We start from the raw sequence: 16,885 nt of genomic DNA on the forward strand, positions 1-16,885 counted from the left end.
TGGTAAGGGGGTCTTTTGTTGAAATAACAGATTTCTCACTAAAAAAGAAAGATTTATTACTCGTCTAAATCAAATTCCAACGCAATCGATATATTATTGGCTATGTCGTGCATCTCATCTATTTCTGATTGATTCAAATGCTCCGCAAAACGACGTGCATTCTCAACAACATCAGCATGCTGCTTAATCATTTCTTCATTCAGTATAAAGATTGTATTGATTGCCCAGCCAGCAGTCGTTAACATTTCTTCGTCTTGAATGGTGTCCATATATGTTTCTACTTCAGAAAAAATCCACTTAATATCATCTATTTGTTCCACTTGAAAATTTGAGATTTTTGAAAGTTGTTCAGGGTCTTTGGTGATGAAAATGTCTTTCACTTCTTCTTTTGATAATGGTTTATTTTGCTTTTCGTATTCAGCCAGCCACTCTTCATCTGACATCCCATCTTCTAAGCTATCCTCTGCGGTATAATGCCCAGCAATCAGTTCATCAAACGAATCCGCTAGTTTGAAATCTGTCTCGTCCTCTAGATCGAAGTAATGAACAGGCGGGTGCTCCTTCGTTTCTCTATAATCCAATGCGATCCACGTATGACCATCCCCACAAATGAGCACAAGTCCCTCAGGCAATTCCCATTCTTCTATTAAATAATCACTATCCATAATACCTTCGCCTTTGGCAATCCCTCTTAAATGGTTGAACTGTACATGATCCTCTGCCCAACCATTCGATTGATCTGTCGGAAAAGCGTTATGTAGGGTATAGCCGCCATTTTGTTCAAGGATGAGTTTCTTATATGTATCCGGCAGGATGACGCCTAATTTCTTCTCAGCTTTTGCAATTCCTTTCTCATTGATTTTCTTAAATGTTTCTTCGCTTTCTATGTCTTTATCCCAGAATGGTTTCAATCAAAATACCTCCAAATGTCATTTCTATCTCATCTTACCATTTATTAGAACTAGTTTAATAGTCCTATTATAAAAAAAGAGAAGGGTTATCCCTCCTCTTTTTTTATCATGATTGTTCTTTATTTCTCGCTTCAAATTCATCAAGCATCGCACGCACTTCATCTGTTGATGATGTATTCATTAATTGATTTCTTAGGAAACTTGCTCCTCGAAATCCTTTTACATAAATCTTAAAGAAGCGATGTAGTGCTGTGAACGGACGCAGACCTAGTGATGAGTATTGATCATGGAGATCAAGATGTAATCTTAAAAGACCTAGCAGTTCATCGCTCGTATGTTCCTTCGGCTCTTTTTCAAAGGCAAATGGGTTATGGAAAATCCCTCGCCCAATCATCACTCCGTCTATTCCATATTGCTCAGCAAGCTTTAAGCCCGTTTTTCGATCAGGAATATCACCATTAATGGTCAAAAGGGTATCAGGTGCTACTTCATCACGAAGCTTTTTAATCTCTGGAATGAGCTCCCAATGCGCATCAACTTGGCTCATTTCCTTTCTTGTGCGAAGGTGAATCGATAAATTCACAATGTCTTGCTCCAATATGTGTCTGAGCCATCCGCGCCATTCATCGACCTCGGTAAAACCAAGTCTTGTTTTGACGCTGACAGGTAAACCCCCAGCTTTTGCCGCTTGAATCAGCTCTGCGGCAACGTCTGGACGAAGAATCAAACCACTGCCCTTCCCGTTTTGTGTAACATTCGGAACAGGACAGCCCATATTAATATCAAGCCCCTGAAATCCCAACTCCGCCATTCCAATACTCATTTGTCTAAAGTTCTCAGGCTTGTCTCCCCAAATATGAGCAACAATCGGCTGCTCATCCTCTGTAAACGTTAAACGCCCCTTCACACTTTGAATGCCATCAGGATGGCAATAGCTCTCACTGTTCGTAAACTCTGTGAAAAACACATCTGGTCTCGCCGCCTCACTCACAACGTGACGAAACACAACATCTGTCACTTCTTCCATTGGTGCTAATATAAAAAATGGCCGTGGTAAATCATGCCAGAAATTTTTACTCATCTTTCATCCAATTCCTCTCATGACATAGCGCCTAAAGGGCATGTCCTTCTATAAATTCGTTCAGCAATTTTAATCATTATATACTTTTGTAAGGATTCAACGCAAACGTTCGTTCTTGATGTTAGAAACCTTATTATAACAGGCTTTGATCATAATCAACTATAAACAATTATTGTAATTAAAAGTATTCTTTTGGGGACGTTTTTTTATAATGGACAGACGCAAAAGGAGCTTAAAATGAACATTAACAAAATACGATCAGCACTATATAAAATATCAAACATTTCAGGAGACGTAAACGCCGTTAAAAAGGTACTATCTTATATAAAAGACCTATACGATTTTAAGACTTAATTCACTGGATTTTCTTAAGATGTATCTTATAATTGTTGCTTGGACAACAAGATTTTTCTAACATTATAAACAGCCTCTACATTGAATTTTCGGAGGCGAAATTAACATGACTCTTAGAAAAAAAATTTGTTCCTGCACTACTAAGCGCAACTTTATTAACTTCCGGTCTTGGTGTGACTACCGCGTTTGCAGCAGAGCCGGCTAAATCAACAACACCAGTACATACGAAGGTGTATAAAACTTCTTTACAACAAGCCGCAACAAATAACAGTACTAGCCCTATTCAGTCAAACACTTTAACGACTCTAATAGCGCTTTTTTATGGAGGGTCTTCATGTCTTTTTCTTACGTGATTTCATTGACTTTTTTAATACTCCTTTTAGTGTCTATCATATTCTATACTTTTCTAAGGAAGAAAAACGTTGTAGATGAAGCCCCTGGCGCTATTGCTGCCGTTCTTCTTATTTTACTTATATTTTTTTCCCTAAGTTTCGTTATTGTCCTTCCAACTGCCATGCTTTACCTAGTCTCATTGGGAGTAAATTTTCTTTTCGGTGAATACATCACTTATGATTCATTTTTCTCTTTAATTACCTTTTCGTTGTTAGTCAGCATCATTGTGATTTTTTGGTCATTTATCGTTTTATTTATAGGGAAAGGAATAATTTTTTTGTTGAAGGTTCCAAAATGGATAACTTATATTTTAGAATTTTTTGCTTCGTGGGCTCTTATTTACTTTTCAATTAAATATGTACTAAATATGGAGATAGTTGAAGTTTCTATATGGGGGAATGGTGTATTAATTTTATCTTTCTTTGTTAGTTTTTTATACATTGGACTTGATATCATATCCTCTGCGCTGGATCAAAAAAATCAAAATATAGAAGAAGAACCCCCCATCCAATAATGGAGAAGGGGTTTGTTTATTTCATAGCTTTTACTATCTATAGTCGTATGTCTATAGATTTTTATTTTAATAGCTTTTCTAGCGCTGCTTTAGTCTTTGGACCATAGATGCCATCAGCAGCAAGACCATGCATAAGTTGTAATCGTTTGACCACATCCGCAATTTTCGGTCCGTAATAGCCATCAACGCCATTATTTTTCCGCCCCTTTGTCAGGGTAGTAGTAAGCCGCCGCCAGGGCTTGCTGTACGGCTTTTTACTTGTATGAGCAACGGCGGCTGTCCCGACGATTAAACAGCCTGCGGGGCATTCTTCGAACTATTATGGACGGTATATTGGATAAAGTGAGAAACCCCAAGGAATAGAGGAGATATAAGAGAAAAGAGGAGTTATTTGACAAGAAAAACCCCGAAATCCAATTGAAGGATACCGGGATAATATTGAGTCAAACATGGAAATCGGCAATGTTAATTATCTGTGAGAAGATTATTTTAGTTAGACAATTTAAGGGATAAAGACGCCACGCACTCCACATGCGCCGTATGCGGAAACATATCCACAGGCTGCACTTCTTCCGTCACATATCCACCATCTTCAAGAATACGCAAATCACGAGCAAGCGTCCCGGGATTACAGGACACATACACAACGCGGTTTGGTTTCATCTTTAAAATCGTATCAAGCAGTGCTTCATCACAGCCTTTTCTTGGCGGATCGACAACTAGCGTATCTGCTTTGATGCCTTCTTTGTACCAGTTTGGGATAACAGTTTCTGCTTCGCCAACTGCGAATTCAACGTTGTTAATCCCGTTTAAGGCAGCGTTGCGTTTTGCATCTTCAATCGCTTCTGGCACAATTTCTACGCCATATACTCTGCCTGCTTTTTGTGCGAGAAATAAGGAAATCGTACCGATTCCGCAGTAGGCATCGATAACGGTTTCTTCGCCTTGCAGCTCTGCATATTCAAGCGCTTTGTCGTAAAGAACCTTTGTTTGAGTTGGATTCACTTGATAAAACGAACGGGCTGAAATAGCAAATTTGATGTCGCCAATCGTGTCATAAATGTATTCTTCTCCCCATAAAACGGTCGTTTCGTCTCCGAAAATGACATTTGTTTTCTTCGAATTCACGTTTTGCACAATTGACCGAACGTGTGGGAAACGTGCTATCATCTGCTCAATCACCTGCTGCTTTTGCGGAAAGTCAGCCGTTCTAGTAACAAAAACAACCATCATTTCACCTGTTGCAATGCCGTAGCGAACCATGACATGGCGCAGCCAGCCTTTATGCCGCTCTTCGTTATATGCTTTGATACCGAACGCTTGGCATATTTCTTTGACAGCTTGAACGACTTCATCGTTTTCTGATTGCTGGATCAAACATTTTTCCATATCAATGATTTCATGGGTACGCTGCTGATAAAATCCTGCAACAAGCCCGCCTTCCCGTTCGCCAACTGGAACTTGTGCTTTATTTCGGTAATTCCACGGGTCTTCCATGCCGAGTACAGGATGAACTTTTACACGGCTCATATCAAGCTTGCCGATCCGCTCTAATACGTCCTTTACTTGTTTCTGTTTAAATAGCAGCTGGCCTTCATAGCTCATATGTTGAATTTGACAGCCACCGCACTGCTTGTAAATGGGACATGGCGCATCTTGCCTGTGCTGACTTTCCTTTGTCAGCTCCATAAGTCGTCCAAAAGCAAATCCTTTTTTGACACGTGTTACTTTTATTTTTCCTTGTTCGTCCGGGAGAGCATTAGGTACAAAAACAGGGAAGCCCTCAATCTTAGCGACACCAGCACCTTCGTGCGTTAAATCTTCGAAGGTTACATTGTAATATTCATTCTTTTGAACAGGTGGTTTCATGTTCACCAATTTCATCACCTCATTTGCAAAGAAAAACTTGGTCGCCATAAGGAACCAAGTTCAATCTCTACCCTATTTTTCAGCTGTTGCTTTTGGCACAATAAATTCAATATGGCGATACAGGTTTTCAAATTCACCTGGCAACATGCCGCCGTATTCACCATCTAAATTGAGTTGCATTTTATCTTTTACATCTACTTTGACGCGATTCGCTTTTGTGTAGATGACATTGTTATCATGTATATGCTCGCCTCGAAGTGCAAGACTAACCACTCGAATAGCTTCTGCTAGATTGACCTTCTTCAAAATAATCAGGTCAAACATACCGTCATCTAGAATGGAATCTGGTGCTAGCTTTTCAAAGCCGCCTACTGAGTTTGTGAGTGAAACGAGAAACAGCATGATTTCTCCATGAAACAATTTGCCGTCATATTCAATTTCAACTTCTGTTGGGCGGATGGAAGGAAGCATCTCCATGCCTTTCAAATAATAAGCAAGCTGTCCAAGCATTGTCTTCAGCTTACTAGGCACCTCATAGGTTAGTTCTGTTAAGCGGCCGCCACCAGCAATATTAATAAAATAATGGCCATTGACTTTACCGATATCAAGCGGCTTTGCTACACCATCAATAATGGCATCTGTTGCTTTTAAAATATCTTCTCTTGGAATTCCAAGTGCTCTTGCGAAGTCATTTGTCGTTCCAACTGGAATGATTCCTAATTTTGGTCTTTTATCAAGCGGCGCTAGTCCATTGACGACTTCATTGATCGTGCCGTCTCCACCTGCTGCTACAATTAAATCAAAATCTCTCTGTGCGGCTTTTTCTGCTGCTTGTGTCGCATCTCCTGCACATGTCGTCGCATGACAAGATGTTTCATAACCAGCTTGTTCAAATTTTTGCAAAACCTGCGGTAAATTCTTCTTGAAGAGTTCCCGCCCAGATGTCGGATTGTATATAATTCGAGCACGTTTCATTCATCATCATCCTATATTCATTATGCAATCTATTTTCACCACTAACAACCTTTAATTATACTATGAGTTTTGAAAATGGCAACAGAACAACCACCTCATATTTGAAATCTCATGGCACATCTCCCTCAACAGATAAGCATTCTGATAAGATAAAAGAAAACGCTGCAAAGGATGGTATGCGATGAAAAAGCCTGTCTATTTCAATCATGACGGCGGTGTTGATGACCTCGTCTCCTTATTTCTTCTCCTGCAAATGGAGCACCTGAAAGTCATCGGAATGTCTGTGATTCCTGCTGATTGTTATTTAGAGCCCGCGCTGAGTGCGTCTCAGAAAATCATTGACCGATTTAGCCCATATGAGATTGAAGTCGCTGCTTCCAATTCTAGAGGTGTCAATCCATTTCCAAAGGAATGGCGCATGCATGCTTTTTATGTAGATGCACTGCCGATTTTAAATGAAAAAGGCACTGTTGATACAAAAGTGTCCAAGCTTCCAGCACACCTTCATCTAATTGAAACGGTTAAAAAGGCAAAAGAACCTGTCACTCTGCTCTTTACTGGTCCGCTCACAGACCTTGCACGCGCTTTAGAAGAAGATCCTTCAATCTCTAATAAAATTGAGAAATTGGTGTGGATGGGCGGTACGTTCCTTGAAAAAGGCAATGTCGAAGAACCCGAGCATGATGGGACAGCAGAATGGAATGCCTTTTGGGACCCTTATGCTGTCAGCACTGTTTTTCAGGAACGCTTTCCTATTGAAATGGTCGCACTTGAGAGCACAAATCAAGTTCCGCTTACACCTGATATTCGTCAGCGATGGGCTTCCCTTCGTTCTCATATCGGGATTGATTTTATTGGACAGTGTTACGCCTTTTGCCCGCCGCTCATTCATCATGAAACCAATTCGACTTACTACTTATGGGACGTGCTGACAACGATCACTCTTGCTTCCTCATCATTTACTCGTTCAAAGGAAATGAATGCGATCGTTTACACCGAAACGCCAAAGCAAGGACGTACCGAAAAGCATACAGATGGAAAATCAATTCAAGTGATTGACCATGTCGATCGTGATGCATTTTTCCAAGCATTTGAAGAGCTTATGAAAAGAGCTGTTTGTCAGATTTCAACATAAAAAAGCCCCGCCATCAAAGCGGGGCTTCATCTCAATCTTCTTCTACATATTTCTTTTTGCGTTTAAATTTGCTTAACATTTCATATACGATTGGTACGATAACCAATGTCAGCAATGTTGAACTTGCCAGACCACCAATGACTGTGACGCCAAGGCCTTTTGAAACAATTTGGCTTCCGCCTTCAAATCCTAATGCTAATGGAAGAAGTGCCCCAATTGTCGCAAGTGCCGTCATTAAGATTGGACGTACTCTTATTGTACCAGCTTCCAGTAATGCCTCTCTTGTTGAGAGTCCTTCTTTCTCTTTATTAATGACTCGGTCAATTAAGACAACGGCATTTGTTACGACGATTCCTATCAGCATCAGCAAGCCAATCATTGCGTTTAAGCTGATCGTTTCTTTCGCTACAAACAATCCGACCAAGGCACCAATGACTGTGAATGGTAGTGAGAACAGGATCGCAAATGGTGCAAGCCCTCCACCGAATGTGATAACTAATACCAGATACACAATGGCAATGGCAGCTAGCATCGCAATCCCTAACTGTGTGAAGGATTCCTGAATATCTGCGCTCACACCGCCTGAATCAATAGTTACACCAGATTTCAAGTCAAGCTTGTCGACCTTTTTCTGTACGTCTTGTGTGACACTCGCTACGTTATCCGTTGTAATATCTCCGGATACTTCAGCGTAGATTTTACCGTCACGTTTCGTGATTGTATTTGCCGTTGTTCCTTCTTTGACCTTCACTACATCTCCGATTCGGATTTCTTGCCCTGTAGGTGTCGTGATTTTTTTATCTTCTAAATCTTTCTTACTCTTGTATTCGTCTTTATCTGTTTGAAGCTTCACATCAATTTCTGTGCCGCCCTCTGTCACCTTCGTTAAAGTGATTTCGCTGCTTTGATGTGCAATCTCTTGTGCGATTTGGGAAGCTGTAAGGCCTAGTTTAGCAAGCTTCTCTTGGTCTGCGTTAAATGTGTATTCATCGTATTTATCAGCCAAGCTTGTGCTCACGTTTTTCAAGTTCTTCTCATCTTTTAAAATCTTTTCTACATCGTTTACTGTACCTTCAATGTCACTTGCTGTATCACCATACACATAGTAAGTGACAGAATTGCTCGTACCGCCAGATGAGAAATCTTGTAACTTCCATTCACCTTGAGATGCATTTTTTTGAATATCTTTGCTGATTTTTTCTTTTTCTTTTTCAAAGTTCGGTGTGTCATCTTCATATTTAACAAAGAAGAGCGCACCATTTGAAGTTCCGCCAGCATTTTCTATCAGAGCATTTGATGTACCTAATGAATATTGAACTGTATCGACATGCTCACGTTTCATTAAGTATTCTTCTGCTTTCTTCGCTTCATCTTCAGCCTGTTCTCTTGTTTGTCCAGGCTCAGGTGTGTACGTGATTATTGCTGTTTTTTCACTTTCCTGTGGCAAGAAGCTAACGCCAACAAGTGGTGCTAAGAATAAGCTTCCGACAAGCATAAGAACGGCAATTCCAGACGTAATCCATTTATGATTTAATGTCCAGTTCAACACACGTCTGTAGCCAAGTGCTAGCTTGCTTGGCTTGTGTTCTTTGAGCTCTTTTCTATCGCCATACAAGTTTTTCTTAAACAAGCTGTGTGCCATCATTGGAACGATCGTAACGGCTATAAGAAGTGATGCAAGTAATGCAAACACAATTGTTAATGCAAATGGGATAAATAATTCACCGATCATGCCACCAACAAGTGCTAATGGCAAGAACACGGCAATTGTGACTATCGTTGAAGACATAATTGGCAAGAACATTTCTTTCGTTGCTTCTCGTACAAGGGCTTTTCCTCGTAACGGTTCATCTTTGAGTGCCATTCGTCTGTATATGTTTTCTATGACGACAATGGAGTCATCCACGACACGACCAATTGCAACGGTCATCGCGCCAAGGGTCATAATGTTCAGCGTAATATCGAGCTGATTTAAAATTAAGATAGCAATTAACAGTGATAACGGGATCGAGATGACCGAGATCAATGTTGATCTGATGTCACGAAGGAACAAGAGAATAATAATAACGGCGAAAATGGCACCAATGATTGCTTTATTCAGCATTGTGCTGACAGATTCTTTGATTGGCTCTGCCTGATCATAAGTTGAACTTATGTTCATTCCATCGTTGTCTTTTTTAAATTTGTCTAGTTCTTTTGTGACTTCTTCTGCAACACTAACTGTATTTGCATCAGAGCCCTTCATAATTTGAAGTCCGATACTATTTTTACCGTTCGTTTTTGAGATTGATTCTGCTTCTTTTACTACTTTGATATTGGCTATTTCAGATAACTTCACTGTTGGGAGCTCTACAGACTGACTGCCCGCTGCTGCTTGTTGCTCAGCACTTCCAACTGCACCTGTATTTCCTATTCCGCCAGAGGCATTACCGGCCCCTCCTGTCACAGGAATACGCATATTTTTCAAGTCTTTCACGCTTAAAATGTTACCATCCACGACAACCGATTTTTGCTTGTTGTCAAATGTGTATAAACCAAGTGGCAGGTTTACATCGGAACCTTTGATGATGTTTTGAACGGTTTCTTCATCTAAACCGTATTCTTCGAGTTTCTTTTGTTTAAATGAGAATTGCACTTCTTTGATTTGTTGACCAGATGCATCTACAGATGAGATTCCATCGAGACCTTTGAGTGCAGGGATCAAATCATTTTCAACTTTTTCAGTTAATTCCTGTAAGGATTCTTTATCGCCAGACACACTGAGTGCTAAAATTGGAATGGCGTTAATGGTGAAACGTGCGATTTTTGGTTGTTCCGCATTTTCTGGGAAGTTGATATTGCTAATCGCATCTTCAATTTCTTTTTTCGCCTCATCCATGTCTTTGCTATAGTCATATTCAATTTGAATGGATGACGCATTTTCATATGAATTGGAAGTGACGACACTCACTCCATTTAGGTTTTGGATCGTTTTTTCAATTGGATCGGTCACCTTATCTGATACTTCGTCCGGCGTTGCACCAGGATACGTTGTAGAAACCGTAATGACTGGAGTGTTGATATTCGGGATTGATTCTTGTTTCATATTCAATCCAGCATATAGACCAGCAACTGTTACGATAATTGTCATGAGCCATACAGCGAACTTATTCTTTAATACAAAATTGATGATCGAATTCATTATGTCCTCCATTTTCTGTTATGTATTGACTGACTGGTCATTCTATATCATAATAATCGGTGATATACAATGTAGTCAACCATTTTACTTATTTGGCAAAACATTCTAAAGTTGAAGGGGTCTCATTTCATGAACGAAAAAAAAGAAAAAATCATTAAAGCAAGCATCCAGTTGTTTGCGAAAAAGGGTTTTTCTTCTACGACCATTCAGGAAATAGCAGATGAGTGCGGAATTTCTAAGGGTGCGTTTTATTTGCACTTCAAATCAAAAGAACAGCTTTTCAACCGAGCGTTCGAATATTATATCGACACTTCTATGCAAAGTATTGAAAAAATTCGAAAAGAGAATCAGCATCTTGCGCCTAGAGAGATCTTTCAGAAACAAATCGCTGAACAGTTTCAGCATTTTGCAGAGAACAAGGATTTTATCATTTTGATCCTCAGCGAGAACATTATTCCAGAAAATCAGCAAATTAAAAAGCATTCTAAAACTGTGAAAAAACAAATGCATGATGAAATACAAATTTCCCTATTGGCTACTTATGGACAACAGATTGAACCTTATATAACTGACCTGTCAGTCATGACCCAAGGAATCATTCAATCATATGTGCAGTTACTACTTTTACAAGATCATATCCAATTATCATTTGACGAGCTCTCTTCCTTTATACTCGATCGGTTTGATGATTTGGTTCAAGGACTGCTTCGTTCTAAGACGAAACCGATTCTGAATCAAGCCATTTGGGAAGATGAAGCGCCGAATGCCGTTTCCCTTCGAGAGGAGCTTCGATTGTTAAAGCTTGAGCATCTGCTTTCTGATGATACGCTCGTATCTATCGAAGTAATTGAAGAAGAACTAGCGAAAGATGAGCCTCGTAAGCCGGTCATTCAAGGGATGCTGACAAATTTAGACATGTGTGAGGACCCTGCCGTCCTAAGAGTAGTGGAACAATTGAAGCTGTTTCTGCAATAACATTACGTGCCGTTTTTCATTTAGTTCACCTTGATCCCCTTCGAATATGTTCTTTCGCTTATGCTTCATTATAAGAAAAGAATCTCCGAATTGATATACGGCGGTGGTCTGAATCTATGATAAGACCCTGTCATTCCCATACAAAAAAACCGCCTCTTCCATAAGGCGGTCAGCGTGAAGACAAACCCTCGCATTCGGTGTCAGTTCTGCGTGCTGGTGCTCACGAATATCAAATTCGCTCCGCTCCAGTACTCGGCCTTCCTAGACTTCAAGGGTTTTCATATCACGCTGAAAAAAAGACAAAGAGCTAAAATAAAGATCATTTTAGCCCTTTGTCATCAATCTGACCGCCTCTTCATGAGGCGGTTTTTGCTATTTAGCGTTTGTTGATTTCTTCAAGAAGTATCTTGTTGACCATCGGTGGATTTGCTTGTCCCTTCGATGCTTTCATGATTTGTCCGACTAAGAAACCAATGGCGCGGTCTTTTCCATTTTTAAAGTCTTCAATGGATTGCGGGTTGTTATCAAGTGCTTCTGTGACAAGTTTGAGCAGTGCACCTTCGTCAGAAATTTGGATAAGTCCTTTTTCTTTGACGATTGTTTCTGCATCTCCCCCATTTTCGATTAGTTCTTTGAATACCTTTTTGGCAATCTTAGAGGAAATCGTTCCTTTTTCAATGAGTTTGATCATGCCAGCAAGCCCTTGAGGCGTTAGTTTTGTATCGTCCAGCTCTTTTTGAGCAGAGTTTAAGTAGGCAGATACTTCACCCATCAGCCAGTTCGATGCTTGCTTCGCTTCTGCACCTTCTGAAATGGTCGCTTCAAAGAAATCAGACATTTCTTTTGTCAGCGTCAGAACCATCGCATCGTATGCAGGCAGTCCAAGCTCATCGATGTAGCGTTTACGGCGCTCGTCTGGAAGCTCTGGGATCGATGCTCTGACGCGCTCTTTCCATTCATCATCAATGTACAGCTCCACCAAATCCGGTTCTGGGAAGTAGCGGTAATCATCAGAGCCTTCTTTGACACGCATCAGAATTGTCTTTTTAGACGCTTCGTCATAACGGCGTGTTTCTTGCTCGATTAGACCGCCAGAAAGCAATACTTGCTCTTGACGTTTCTCTTCGAATTCAAGCCCTTTTTGAACGAAAGCGAACGAGTTCAAGTTCTTAAGTTCTGTTTTCGTTCCAAACTCTTCACGTCCAATTGGGCGGAGAGAAATATTGGCATCACAGCGAAGTGAGCCTTCTTCCATTTTACAGTCGGATACGCCTGTATATTGAATAATGGATTTAAGCTTTTCTAAGTAAGCGTACGCTTCTTCTGGTGTCCGAATGTCTGGCTCAGATACGATTTCAACAAGCGGTGTGCCTTGGCGGTTGAAATCGACGAGTGAATAACCGTCGCCTGTGTGCGTCAGTTTTCCTGCATCCTCTTCCAAGTGAAGACGCGTAATACCGATTCGTTTTGTTTTGCCGTCTACTTCAATTTCAATCCAGCCGTTTTCACCGATCGGTTTATCAAATTGTGAAATTTGATAAGCCTTTGGGTTATCAGGATAGAAGTAGTTTTTACGGTCAAATTTTGTGTCTGTTGCGATCTCACAGTTCAGCGCCATTGCCGCTTTCATCGCAAAGTTCACCGCTTCTTTGTTCAGTACAGGCAATACGCCAGGATAACCAAGGTCGATGACACTTGTTTGTGTATTGGCAGCTGCACCAAAAGGTGTCGGCGAGCTTGAGAAGATTTTTGATTGTGTTTTTAGCTCTACGTGGACTTCAAGTCCAATTACCGTTTCAAAGTTCATTCTGATTCACCCCTTACAGTTCAGGTTTTGCTTTATGATGATCTGTTGCTTGCTCGAAAGCGTGAGCGACGCGATAAACTGTTCCTTCATCAAAGTGTTTGCCGATGACTTGCAGTCCTAACGGAAGACCGTTTGCAAATCCACAAGGCACACTGATTCCCGGAACGCCTGCAAGGTTAACAGGGATCGTTAAAATGTCGTTTGCGTACATAGTAAGTGGATCGCTTGTTTTTTCACCGATGTTGAATGCAGGAGTAGGTGTTGTTGGTCCTACAATGACATCATACTTTTCGAACACATCTTCAAAGTCTTTTTTGATCAATGTACGGACTTTTTGTGCTTTTTTATAATACGCATCATAATATCCTGAGCTTAGAGCGAATGTGCCAAGCATGATGCGGCGTTTTACTTCGTCCCCGAAGCCTTCAGAACGTGTATTTTTGTATAAATCAATGAGATTGTCTGCGTTATCTGTACGGTAGCCATAGCGGATGCCGTCAAAACGCGCAAGGTTCGCAGATGCTTCTGAAGAAGACAGTAAGTAGTAAGTCGCAAGCGCATATTTAGAATGCGGAAGAGACACTTCTTCCCATGTCGCACCAAGTCCTTCTAATACTTTTAACGCTTTGAGAACAGACTCTTTTGCTTCCTCGCCAACGCCTTCGCCAAGATATTCTTTCGGCACTGCAATTTTAAGACCTTTGATGTCGCCAGTTAATGAAGAAAGAAAATCTGGGACATCGACATTTGCACTTGTTGCGTCCATTTGATCGACGCCAGAAATCGCTTGAAGAACATAAGCATTGTCCTCTACATTACGCGTAATCGGCCCAATTTGATCTAATGATGAAGCAAATGCAATTAAACCGTATCTGGATACACGGCCATATGTCGGCTTAAGACCTACAACCCCGCAGAATGATGCTGGCTGGCGAATAGAACCGCCTGTATCTGATCCAAGAGAAAATGGTACCTCACCTGCTGCAACAGATGCAGCTGATCCACCGCTTGATCCACCCGGAACTGTATTCAAATTCCATGGGTTTTTCGTTGCTTTGTAGCCTGAGTTCTCTGTAGAAGATCCCATTGCAAATTCGTCCATGTTTAGTTTACCGATTGTGACAGCTTCCGCCTCTCTTAGACGGTTCACAACGGTTGCATCATATATTGGATCAAAGTTCTGCAAGATTTTACTTGATGCTGTTGTACGTAAATCCTTCGTCACGATGTTATCTTTCACACCGATCGGCATACCGAACAATAGACCAAGCTCGTCCTTTTCACCAACTGCCTCGTCCAATTCCTTTGCATACGCACGTGCTTTCTCTTCGTCCAGTGCAAGGAATGCTTGTACTTTCCCGTCTACTTCATTGATTCGTTTATAAGACTCGTTCACTAAATCAGAAACAGACAGTTCCTTTTTATGTAAAAGCTCTTTTAATTCAGAAATTTTGTGATCAAACAGTGACATGTCTCGGGCCTCCTTTAGTCCAAAATTGATGGCACACGAATATAGCCGTCTTTATGATCAGGCGCGTTTTTGATGACTGCCTCAATGGAAAGACCTTTATTCGGAACATCTTCTCTCATGACGTTTTTCATTTTTAATACGTGTGTTGTTGGTTCAACGTTTTCCGTATCTACCTCGTTTAACTGCTCTGCAAATGAAATGATGCTATCAAGCTGTTCTGTAAACATCTCAGCTTCTTCTTCTGTAATGGCAAGCCGTGCTAAATGCGCAACGTGCTTTACTTCTTCTATTGAAATTCTTGACATGCAGGTTCACCTCCAAAAATGATGCGTGTTGATAGTCATGATCATAAGTCATATACACTTTATCATATCAAATTTTACTGTTCTAAAGCAACTTTACGCGGGCACGGTGAAAGGACATTTCTGTTGAACCGTCTTTTTCATCCAACCGATAAAGAAAATATTCATGGAGGTAACTTTTTATTTTTCAGAAAATTTTTACTTTAGTTTGTTTTTGTAAGCGTATACATGCAGAGGCTTATCACCGATCCACGCATTTTTTCTTAAAAATGAAGAGGTTTAAGAAGGTTGATCACTTGGGAATACTCTGATAGGTTAAGTAACCATAGCAGTGAGCAGGGCAATCAATCAAAAATGCTGCCCTGACACTTCTATATATTTTGATTGAGGTGATGTCAAATTAATACGAAAAAGGTGAGAAAACAAAATGAGTATTGAAGTTACGATTTCCTTATCTATTTATTTTATCGGAATGCTTGCCATCGGTTGGTATGCGTTTAGGAAAACACATGATTTAAATGACTATATGCTTGGTGGACGCGGGCTTGGCCCATTCGTTACAGCCCTTTCAGCAGGTGCTGCGGATATGAGCGGCTGGATGCTGATGGGTGTTCCAGGTGAAATGTATAAAACAGGTTTATCGACGACCTGGCTTGCGATTGGATTAATCGTTGGTGCTTACTTGAACTATTTAATTCTTGCACCTCGCTTACGTTCTTATACAGAAATTGCTGATGATGCCATTACGATTCCTGATTTCTTTGATAAACGATTCAAAGGATCATCTGCTTTATTAAAAGCTGTTTCAGCCGTCATCATTTTAATCTTCTTTACGCTGTATACATCGTCTGGGATGGTATCAGGCGGACGTTTATTTGAGTCAGCATTCGGTGCTCACTACATGTTTGGGCTGATCTTGACGTCAAGTATTGTCATTTTGTATACATTGTTTGGTGGATTCTTGGCAGTGAGTTTAACGGACTTTGTGCAAGGAGCTATCATGTTTTTAGCATTAGTGCTCGTGCCGATCGTTGCCTTTACACAATTAGGTGGACCTGTTGCTACAATCCAAGATATTCAACAGATTGACCCTAAATTGCTTGATATCTTTAGAGGAACGAGCGTCATTGGCATTATTTCCTTCCTCGCGTGGGGACTAGGTTACTTTGGACAACCGCATATTATCGTGCGCTTTATGGCCATTACGTCCGTAAAAGATTTAAAGCCAGCACGCCGAATCGGAATGAGCTGGATGATTATTTCAGTGATCGGTTCACTGTCTGTCGGTTTAGTTGGTGTGGCATATGTTCATGAAACTGGAATGAACCTTGCTGACCCAGAAACAATTTTTATCGTCTTTTCTAAAGTCTTGTTCCATCCATATATTACTGGATTTTTACTCTCTGCCATTTTAGCTGCGATTATGAGTTCGATTTCTTCTCAGCTGCTTGTCACAGCAAGTGCGATGACAGAGGATTTATACAGAACGTTCTTTAGAAAAAAAGCATCTGATCAAGAGCTTGTGATGATTGGCCGTATGTCTGTACTAGTTGTCGCTGTGATTGCACTTTGTCTTTCACTCAACCCAAGTGATACGATTCTTGACCTTGTCGGTTATGCGTGGGCAGGATTCGGTTCTTCATTCGGTCCAGTGATCTTACTATGCCTATACTGGAAACGGATGAATCATCACGGGGCACTTGTTGGGATGATCGTTGGTGCCGTTGTGGTTCTGACATGGATCACGACAGGCCTCAACCATGCAACAGGTATCTATGAAATGATTCCAGGCTTTACGTTAAGTGGATTAGCTGCGATCATTGTGAGCTTATTGACAAGTCAGCCGTCAAAAGCATCAAAACAGCTGTTTAACAAAATGGAAAATCATCTTGAAGAAGAAACAAAATAGCAGGAAAT

Annotated in this window: 12 protein-coding genes and 1 pseudogene; 4 read left to right on the forward strand and 9 right to left on the reverse strand. The window is 40.7% G+C overall.

Features of this window, described 5'->3' with window-relative positions; genetic code table 11:
* Window positions 1-56 precede the first annotated feature (56 nt).
* On the reverse strand, window positions 57-911 hold the full coding sequence (locus C6W18_RS15485; protein WP_105928152.1) for an SMI1/KNR4 family protein: 855 nt from the start codon (window positions 909-911) through the stop codon (window positions 57-59).
* A 106-nt stretch (window positions 912-1,017) separates the two neighbouring features.
* The gene (locus C6W18_RS15490) at window positions 1,018-1,992 is read right to left on the reverse strand and encodes a tRNA dihydrouridine synthase (protein ID WP_105928153.1); all 975 of its coding nucleotides are present in this window, start codon (window positions 1,990-1,992) and stop codon (window positions 1,018-1,020) included.
* Window positions 1,993-2,680: 688 nt separating this feature from the next.
* Between C6W18_RS15490 and C6W18_RS15495 the strand changes: the two genes are divergently transcribed.
* Window positions 2,681-3,253, forward strand: a complete 573-nt coding sequence (locus tag C6W18_RS15495) for a hypothetical protein (protein WP_105928154.1) — start codon at window positions 2,681-2,683, stop codon at window positions 3,251-3,253.
* Between the two features lie 61 nt (window positions 3,254-3,314).
* On the opposite strand, the pseudogene C6W18_RS15500 reads toward C6W18_RS15495, so the two are convergent.
* The 3 genes and pseudogenes from C6W18_RS15500 to C6W18_RS15510 form a co-directional block, all read right to left on the reverse strand.
* Window positions 3,315-3,507 (reverse strand): annotated as a pseudogene (locus C6W18_RS15500) (peptidoglycan-binding domain-containing protein); the annotation flags it as partial.
* A 235-nt stretch (window positions 3,508-3,742) separates the two neighbouring features.
* Complete coding sequence (gene rlmD / locus C6W18_RS15505) at window positions 3,743-5,128, reverse strand: 23S rRNA (uracil(1939)-C(5))-methyltransferase RlmD (protein ID WP_105928220.1); 1,386 nt, start codon at window positions 5,126-5,128, stop codon at window positions 3,743-3,745.
* Window positions 5,129-5,194: 66 nt separating this feature from the next.
* Window positions 5,195-6,097, reverse strand: coding sequence for a diacylglycerol kinase (locus C6W18_RS15510; protein ID WP_034320137.1), 903 nt, complete (start codon window positions 6,095-6,097; stop codon window positions 5,195-5,197).
* Between the two features lie 181 nt (window positions 6,098-6,278).
* Between C6W18_RS15510 and C6W18_RS15515 the strand changes: the two genes are divergently transcribed.
* Complete coding sequence (locus C6W18_RS15515) at window positions 6,279-7,232, forward strand: nucleoside hydrolase (RefSeq protein WP_105928155.1); 954 nt, start codon at window positions 6,279-6,281, stop codon at window positions 7,230-7,232.
* A gap of 31 nt (window positions 7,233-7,263) precedes the next feature.
* Here C6W18_RS15515 and C6W18_RS15520 read toward each other — a convergent pair whose 3' ends face one another.
* Window positions 7,264-10,413 carry an efflux RND transporter permease subunit gene (locus C6W18_RS15520; protein WP_105928156.1) on the reverse strand — a complete coding sequence of 1,050 codons (3,150 nt, stop codon included), beginning with the start codon at window positions 10,411-10,413 and terminating at the stop codon, window positions 7,264-7,266.
* Between the two features lie 129 nt (window positions 10,414-10,542).
* Between C6W18_RS15520 and C6W18_RS15525 the strand changes: the two genes are divergently transcribed.
* A complete protein-coding gene (locus C6W18_RS15525; RefSeq protein ID WP_034320146.1) occupies window positions 10,543-11,388 on the forward strand; it encodes a TetR/AcrR family transcriptional regulator in 846 nt (281 codons plus the stop codon).
* Between the two features lie 376 nt (window positions 11,389-11,764).
* Here the strand turns inward: C6W18_RS15525 and gatB are convergent, their stop codons facing one another.
* From gatB to gatC, 3 genes are read right to left on the reverse strand one after another with little or no spacing between them, the layout of a single operon-like run.
* Window positions 11,765-13,195, reverse strand: a complete 1,431-nt coding sequence (gatB, locus tag C6W18_RS15535; RefSeq protein WP_034320149.1) for an Asp-tRNA(Asn)/Glu-tRNA(Gln) amidotransferase subunit GatB — start codon at window positions 13,193-13,195, stop codon at window positions 11,765-11,767.
* 13 nt (window positions 13,196-13,208) lie between these two features.
* Complete coding sequence (gene gatA / locus C6W18_RS15540) at window positions 13,209-14,666, reverse strand: Asp-tRNA(Asn)/Glu-tRNA(Gln) amidotransferase subunit GatA (protein WP_105928157.1); 1,458 nt, start codon at window positions 14,664-14,666, stop codon at window positions 13,209-13,211.
* 14 nt (window positions 14,667-14,680) lie between these two features.
* Window positions 14,681-14,971, reverse strand: coding sequence for an Asp-tRNA(Asn)/Glu-tRNA(Gln) amidotransferase subunit GatC (gene gatC, locus C6W18_RS15545; protein WP_003213898.1), 291 nt, complete (start codon window positions 14,969-14,971; stop codon window positions 14,681-14,683).
* 424 nt (window positions 14,972-15,395) lie between these two features.
* On the opposite strand from gatC, the gene putP reads away from it, so the two are divergent.
* The gene (putP, locus tag C6W18_RS15550; RefSeq protein ID WP_105928158.1) at window positions 15,396-16,877 is read left to right on the forward strand and encodes a sodium/proline symporter PutP; all 1,482 of its coding nucleotides are present in this window, start codon (window positions 15,396-15,398) and stop codon (window positions 16,875-16,877) included.
* Window positions 16,878-16,885: the final 8 nt, after the last annotated feature.

The organism is Bacillus sp. LLTC93 (assembly GCF_002993125.1).
In the GTDB taxonomy this organism is placed as follows: Bacteria; Bacillota; Bacilli; order Bacillales; family Bacillaceae; genus Bacillus; species Bacillus zhangzhouensis.